Raw genomic sequence first — 7,253 nt, 5'->3', positions numbered from 1 at the left:
AAGTCGCTGTTCTAGATGGCCTTCACTCTCGGTCCGCGCGCGACCAAGGCAGGCTACGGGCTGATTGCGTTCGATCAAGCCGGCTCGACCAATGCCGAGGCACTGACGCGGGCGCGAGGCGGCGAGCGCGGGCCCTGCTGGTACGTGACGACCGAGCAGACCGCAGGGCGGGGCCGGCGACAGCGGGCGTGGATCGCGCCGCGAGGCAATCTCGCCGCCAGCGTGCTCGAGATTTTGGACGTGACGCCGGCAATGGCCGCGACGCTCGGCTTCGCTGTGGGCGTTGCCATGGTGAGCGCGCTGCGGCAGGTGAGCCTCGAGGCCGTGATGCGGACCGGGGGCGGACAGCTGGATTTTGCGCTGAAATGGCCTAATGACGTGCTAGCCAACGGCCAGAAGCTCTGCGGCATCCTGGTCGAGGCCGAACAGGTGGCGGCAGGCCTGGCGGTCGTGGTCGGCATTGGCACCAACGTCGTGGGGGCGCCCGCGGGAACGCCGACGCCGGCCACCTCGTTGCATGCACTTGGCATGGCCGTTTCTGCTGAGGATCTTTTTAGAGCACTGGCTGATCACTGGGCGGAATATCGCGGCATCTGGCAGGATGGCCACGGCTTCCCCGAGATCCGCAAGGCTTGGCTCGACTGCGCTGCGGGGCTCGGTCAGCGGGTTGCCATCAGCTCCGGCACTGCCATTATCGAGGGAACGTTCGATACGATCGACGAACAGGGCTGTATGGTGGTCCGGACCACGGAGGGAAGATTGGTGCCGATCACTGCAGGCGACGTTTATTTCGGTACGGCAGCGACAGCGAGGGCGCTCTAGATGGCGCGGCCGGATGAACTGACTTTCGCGCCGCTCGGCGGCGTCGGTGAGATCGGCATGAACTTGTCGATCTACGGGCTCGGCAACCGCCACCAGCGCTCCTGGCTTGCGATCGATCTCGGCGTCTCCTTTGGCGATGAGGAGCATCTGCCGGGCATCGACCTGATCATGCCGGACATCAGCTTCCTTGAGAAGGAGCGCAACAATCTGGTCGGGCTTGTGCTGACGCACGCCCACGAGGACCATTTCGGCGCCATCATCGACTTATGGCCACGGCTGAAATGTCCTATCTACGCGACCAAGTTCAGCGCTGCGTTGTTCGAGGCCAAATGCGCGGCCGAGCGCAACGCGCCGAAAATTCCTGTCACAGTGATCCCGTCTCGCGGCCGCGTCGATGTCGGTCCGTTCAATGTCGAATTCATTCCGGTCGCGCATTCGATTCCGGAGGCGCACGCGATCGCAATCCACACCGAGGTCGGCACCGTCCTGCACACCGGCGACTGGAAGATCGATCCGACGCCGGTGCTGGGTGCGCCGACCGATGAGAAGCGGCTGCGCGAGCTCGGCGATGCCGGGCTGATGGCCCTGATCGGCGATTCCACCAACGCCGTGCGCGACGGGCGTTCGCCTTCGGAAGCCGAGGTGGCCAAGTCCATCACCGAACTGGTGAAGGGCGCCAAGGGCAGGGTCGCCGTCACGACCTTTGCGTCGAATGTCGCGCGCATCCGCGCCGTGGCCGACGCGGCAAAAGCCGCCGACCGCGAGGTCGTGGTGGTCGGCCGCGCCATGGAGCGCGTGGTTCAGGTGGCGCGCGAGACCGGCTACCTCGACGGCGTGCAGAATTTCCGCGGCATGGATCTCTACGGTCATTTCCCCGCGGACAAGGTGCTGGCGCTGTGCACCGGCAGCCAGGGTGAGCCGCGCGCGGCGCTGGCGCGGATCGCCAATGACGACCATCCCCAGGTCACCCTGAACCGTGGCGACAGCGTCATCTTTTCGTCGCGCACCATTCCCGGCAACGAGAAGGCGGTCGGCGCCATCATCAATGGGCTGGTCGAGCAGGGTATCAAGGTCATCACCGACCGCGATCATCTGGTTCACGTCTCCGGCCATCCCCGCCGCGACGAGCTGCGCGACATGATTGCCTGGACCCGGCCGCAGCTCTTGATCCCCGTGCACGGCGAGGCGCTGCATCTCTCGGAACATGCGCGGCTCGCGCGCGCCTGCGGCGTGCCGAAGGTTATCACCTGCCGCAACGGCGCCCTGATCAAGCTCGGGCCAGGCGAGCCCGGCATCATCGGCGAGGTTCCGGCCGGCCGGCTCTACAAGGACGGCAATATCGTCGAGGACGCCAAGTCGCGCGCAGTTTCCGAGCGGCGCAAGATGGCGTTCGCGGGCTGCATCTTCGTCGCCATCGCCGTCGGCGAGAAGGGTGAGATGGTCGACGAGCCGGAAGTCGATCTGGTCGGCATCCCCGAGAAGACGATGGCCGGCGAGGAGATCGACGACATCGTGTTCGATGCTGTGATGTCGACCTTCGAAGGGCTGCCGCGGGCGCGACGACGCGATCCCGACGCGATGGCGGAATCGATACGGCGCGCAGTGCGGGCCGCCGTCAACGAGCACTGGGGCAAGAAGCCGATCTGCCTCGTGCACGTGCTGCAAGTCTAAGCGCAGGCCGATAAGGTCGGCGGCGTCAACGACAATGGAGGAAGCATGCTGGGCCGGCTCAATCACGTGGCCATCGCGGTCAAGGACGCCAAGAAGGCCGCGCAGATCTATGGCGCTGCATTCGGCGCCGAGATTTCGCCGGCCGTACCGCTGCCGGAGCATGGCGTCATCACCGTGTTCGTGACTCTGCCGAACACCAAGATCGAATTCATCCAGCCGCTAGGCGAGGCCTCGCCGATCGCGAAATTTCTCGAGCGCAATGCCGATGGCGGCATCCATCACGTCTGCTACGAGGTCGCCGATATCATCGCCTCGCGTGATACTTTGATAAAGGAGGGCGCGCGGGTGCTCGGCGACGGACAGCCGAAAATCGGAGCTCATGGCAAGCCGGTGCTGTTCCTGCATCCGAAGGATTTCTCCGGCGCACTGGTCGAGATCGAGCAGTCCTGAGCAGGGATAGTTTCCGATGGTGTATATCATCTCGACCTGGTTTGCGATTTACTTCGTGATCTGGTGGATCACGCTGTTCCTGACCCTGCCGTTCGGCATCCGCAGTCAGCACGAGGATGGCGGCGGTGTGGCCGGCACCGATCCCGGTGCACCGATCGTGAGCCGCATGGGCAGGCGGCTGCTCTGGACGACGGTACTCTCGACTGCGATCTTCGCCGCCGGGCTTGCGGCCTATGATGCCGATTATCTGAACGTCCAACGCCTGTCGAAGCTGATGGGCATGCCGTTCTAGACCGGTTGCGCTGCAACGACCGAATGCAAAGCCGATGCGCCCATGCGCGTCGGCTTTTTGCTATAGTGGGTCACAAAACAAAGATCGATCAGGGGAGGCCGTCCATCATGACCTTGCATGCCGTTCCGCCAGAGGGTTATCGCATCCTGCGCGAGGGTGATCTGCGCGACTATCTTGCGGGTATTCCTGCGGCGGCGACGCGGCTTGGCGGCCCGCCGGAGGGCTGGTCGATCAGCGAAGTTGGTGACGGCAATCTCAATCTGGTGTTCATCGTCAAGGGCGCCTCTGGCGGGCTCGCAGTCAAGCAGGCGCTGCCGTATGTGAGGCTGGTCGGCGAGAGCTGGCCGCTACCGCTGTCGCGCTCGCATTACGAATATCTGGCGCTGACGAATCAGGCCAAGCTCGCGGCGGATCTGGTGCCGGCCGTGCTCCACCACGACGAGCGGCTCGCGCTGGTCGCCATGGAGCTGCTCGAGCCGCACATTATCATGCGCAAGGGGCTGGTTGCCGGTACGACCTATCCTGCCTTCGTCGACCACATCACGACTTTCATCGCGCGCATGCTGTTCTTCTCCTCCGATCTCGCGCTGCCGGCTGCGCAGAAGAAAGAGGCGATCGCAGCGTTCGCCGGCAACCATGCGCTGTGCAAGATCACCGAAGATTTGATCTTCACCGATCCTTATCGCGTCGCCGAGCAGAATCGTTGGACCGTGCCGTGGCTGGATGCGACCGCCGCCAAGTTCCGCGATGATCTCGAATTGCATGTGGCGATCAGCAGGCTGAAGCTGAAGTTCTTGAGCTCTGCAGAGGCGCTGCTGCATGGTGATCTCCACACCGGCTCGATTATGGTCACTGCGCGCGAGACACGTGTGATCGATCCTGAATTCGCCTTCTATGGCCCGATGGGATTCGATATCGGCGCCATCATCGCCAATCTGCTGATGGCCTATCTGGCCTCCTCCGGACACGAGCGCGAGCCGGGCGCGCGACGCGTATTCGAGGCCTGGGTGCTGGAAACGGTCGAGCAGGTTTGGGGCGAGTTCGCACGCAAATTTCTCGAGCTGTGGCGCGGCGAAGCAGCGGGCGATGCCTATCCGCTGTCGCTCTTTTCAGGCGAAGCAGGGGCTGCACGGCTAGAGGCCGAACGCCAAGCCTATATGGCACGTCTATTCCAGGACACGGTTGGCTTTACCGCGGCTAAGATCATTCGTCGCATCCTCGGGCTTGCCCACAACATCGATTTCGAGCTGATCGAGGACCCGAAGATGCGCGCGACTTGCGAGGCGCGCAGCCTGCGGCTGGCGCGCGCGCTGATGGTGGACACGGCATCGTTCACGACCATCGGCGCCGTCACCAACGCCGCGCGGACCGCACGCGACTGGCAGCCGGAGTTCTAAGTCGCGGTCGGGCTGTCGGGGCCGGGCAGGAGGAAGTCGCTCAATGCCCGTGTCACGGCCTCAGGCTGATCCAAGGGTGCGAGATGGCCGCAATCGGGAATGATCTCGATCTGCGCATGCCGGAGCAGGCGGCTGGCGCGTTCGGCGACCGCGATCGGGATGAGAGGATCATCGGCGCCATGGAGAATGAGCGTGGGAACATCCAGCTCTGGAAGCCGATCGACATAGCAGGTTCGCAAACCATGCCACCCGACCTCGCGTCGCTCCCATTTGCGAAACGTCGCCGCGGCGTGCGGCCGGCGCATCGACCTCATGACATGATCGAGCAGATCGGACGATGGTGGCGCGGCACGATGCGGCACGCCGCCAACAGCGCATCGTTGATGCGGCTGCGATAGGCCTGCGGCACGGTCGTCAGCAGCGCCTGGGTGTCCTCGGGCGACAGCGCCGTCGTTAGTCCCTTGGTGTCGCGATAGGTTGCATTGCGCGGATCGGTCGGGCGATCGACCGGCAAGGCGGCACGCGAATGTCGACCTGTCCCGCACGGTCGGCTGGTTCACGACGATGTTTCCGGTGCGGCTCGATGCCGGTGCGCTGGATTACGCCGACGCCAGGAGCGGCGGCGCGGCTGCCGGTGCAGTGCTTCGGCGCGTCAAGGAGCAGCTTCGTGCAGTGCCGCAAGGCGGCATCGGTTGGGGCCTGCTGTGCTATCTCAACGCGCGGACCGCAGGCGTATTGCGGGCGCTGCCGCGTGCGCAACTCAGCTTCAACTATCTCGGCCGTTTCGATGAGAGTAGCACGAGCGGCTGGCGCGCGGCCGCCGAGAGCTCCGGCCCGGCGATCGCGCCGGAGCGGAGCAGGGGGCATCTGCTCGAGGTAGTGACCGCCGTCAGAGGCGGGACGCTGGTCGCCGAATGGCGATATTGGCCGGCCGCGCATGATCATGCCTCTGTTGCCGATCTGGCGGAGCGCTTCATGGTCACCCTCCGCGGCTTGATCCGTCATTGCACGACGCGTGGCGTCGGCGGCTTCACGCCATCGGACTTCCCGATGGTCCGGCTCACTGAGGTCAGGCTCGATACGTTGCAACGGATCTATCCTGATATCGACGACATCTGGCCATTGGCGCCAATGCAGTATGTCATGCTGACCCATGCGCGCCGGTCACCCAACAGCGTCGCCTATCACGAGCAATTATGCCTGACGCTGGATGGCGAACTGGACGCTGCCGCCCTGGAGGCGGCGTGGGCCGCATTGGCCGATCGTCATGCCGCATTACGCATCGCCATGGCCGATGACGATGAGCTGCCGGTGCAGGTCGTCCGGCGTGATGCGCGGCTGCCGTGGCGCGCCATCGATTGCTCCGAGCTCGGTCCCGATGTCGCCGAGCGCCGTCTGCAGGACCTGCTTGCGGACGATCGGAGGCAAGGTTTCGATCTCGCCTCGGGTGCGTTGTTGCGGGCCAGCCTGCTGCGTCTCGTCACTGGCCGCAATATCTTCGTGTTGAGCTTTCATCACATCGTGCTGGATGGATGGTCGATCCCGCTTCTGCTGAACGAGTTGATGGAGCTGTATTCCGCCGCGCGATGGCGTCGGCCAGCGAATTTGCCTGCGCCACAGCGTTACAGCGACTATCTGGCATGGCTGGTTTCGGCGGATCTCCGGGCGAGCCGAGCCTTCTGGCAGGAGCGCCTGGGCGGCGCAGCGCTGCCGCACCGCCTCGATCTGCCACAAGGCGACGGGACCGCGACGCCGGATCAGGTTGGCGAGCATCGCGTGATGCTCCCGGAACAGCTGACCGCGCGCTTGCAGGAACTGGCCCAGACACGCCGGCTGACGCAGAACGTGCTGATTCAGGGGGCGTGGGCCTTGGCGCTCGCGCGTTGTGCTGCAGGGGGACGCGAGGTGCTGTTCGGGATGATGACGTCCGGCCGGCCTGCCGAACTGCCAGGCGTCGAGCGGATCGTGGGCCTGTGCACCAATATCCTGCCGCGCAGGGTCAGGTTTACGCCATCGATGCGCATGGCCGACTGGCTGACCGATCTGCAGGCGCGGCAGGCCGAAGAGCAGGTGCATGACCGATGCCTGCTGAGCGACATTCAACGCTGGAGCGGCGTGCCGGCCGAGAAGGCGTTGTTCGAGTCGGTCGTCGTGTTCGAGAATTATCCGATCGCGGCCTCGCCTGAGGACGAGACAGCGGATCGCGCGCGCGCGGACGTCAGGATCACAGGCTTTGAGGGCTCCGAGCAAGGCGTCGACTTCCCGCTCTGCCTGGTGGTCGCGCCGGGCGCACAAATGGGTTTTCGGCTGATCTTCGGTCGCCGACACTTCGATGCTGCGGCCATCCGCCGCCTGCTCGACGACGTCGTCTCGGTACTCGGCATGTTCGCGGCCGATCCCGGTCGACAGCTGGCAACGCTACGGGAGGACCTAGCCGATGCCAGTGCTGCCAATGCCGCAGATCGCGGCTTGAGCGAACTCGAACGGATGATCGCCCGGCCATGACGCTGCAAGCTCCAACACAACGGATCCGCCCGAATCGCCCGGCGGCTGTCCGCCGCGCGTCGCCGGTCGACGATACGCCGCGCGCCGCGCCGCAGCCAGATCCGGCGATAGATGCA

Annotated in this window: 8 protein-coding genes; 6 read left to right on the top strand and 2 right to left on the bottom strand. The window is 64.8% G+C overall.

Annotated features, from left to right (window positions below; genetic code table 11):
• The first annotated feature begins 15 nt into the window (after positions 1–15).
• From WA702_RS03830 to mtnK, 5 genes are all read left to right on the top strand, one after another.
• Positions 16–822 (top strand): biotin--[acetyl-CoA-carboxylase] ligase, encoded by an 807-nt coding sequence (locus WA702_RS03830; protein WP_425109201.1) that lies wholly within the window; start codon positions 16–18, stop codon positions 820–822.
• Positions 823–2,493, top strand: a complete 1,671-nt coding sequence (locus WA702_RS03825) for a ribonuclease J (RefSeq protein WP_425109200.1) — start codon at positions 823–825, stop codon at positions 2,491–2,493.
• A gap of 45 nt (positions 2,494–2,538) precedes the next feature.
• Positions 2,539–2,943: a methylmalonyl-CoA epimerase gene (gene mce / locus WA702_RS03820; protein ID WP_425109199.1), complete on the top strand. Its 405-nt coding sequence runs from the start codon at positions 2,539–2,541 to the stop codon at positions 2,941–2,943.
• Positions 2,944–2,959: 16 nt separating this feature from the next.
• Positions 2,960–3,235, top strand: coding sequence for a DUF1467 family protein (locus WA702_RS03815; RefSeq protein ID WP_425109198.1), 276 nt, complete (start codon positions 2,960–2,962; stop codon positions 3,233–3,235).
• A 107-nt stretch (positions 3,236–3,342) separates the two neighbouring features.
• Positions 3,343–4,632: an S-methyl-5-thioribose kinase gene (gene mtnK, locus WA702_RS03810; protein WP_425109197.1), complete on the top strand. Its 1,290-nt coding sequence runs from the start codon at positions 3,343–3,345 to the stop codon at positions 4,630–4,632.
• On the opposite strand, the gene WA702_RS03805 is transcribed toward mtnK, so the two are convergent.
• Positions 4,629–4,946, bottom strand: coding sequence for an alpha/beta fold hydrolase (locus tag WA702_RS03805; RefSeq protein ID WP_425109196.1), 318 nt, complete (start codon positions 4,944–4,946; stop codon positions 4,629–4,631). The two genes, mtnK and WA702_RS03805, sit on opposite strands and share 4 nt — an antisense overlap.
• Positions 4,943–5,146, bottom strand: coding sequence for a hypothetical protein (locus tag WA702_RS03800; protein WP_425109195.1), 204 nt, complete (start codon positions 5,144–5,146; stop codon positions 4,943–4,945). The genes WA702_RS03805 and WA702_RS03800 overlap by 4 nt, the downstream gene beginning before the upstream one ends.
• A 59-nt stretch (positions 5,147–5,205) precedes the next feature.
• Here WA702_RS03800 and WA702_RS03795 point away from each other — a divergent pair, with 59 nt between their 5' ends.
• Positions 5,206–7,137, top strand: coding sequence for a condensation domain-containing protein (locus tag WA702_RS03795; protein ID WP_425109194.1), 1,932 nt, complete (start codon positions 5,206–5,208; stop codon positions 7,135–7,137).
• The last annotated feature ends 116 nt before the right edge of the window (positions 7,138–7,253 follow it).

This window comes from Bradyrhizobium sp. (genome assembly GCF_049798375.1).
GTDB lineage: Bacteria > Pseudomonadota > Alphaproteobacteria > Rhizobiales > Xanthobacteraceae > Bradyrhizobium.
Note: the sequence above shows the minus strand (reverse complement) of the source record. Positions and strands in the feature narration are given on the sequence as shown.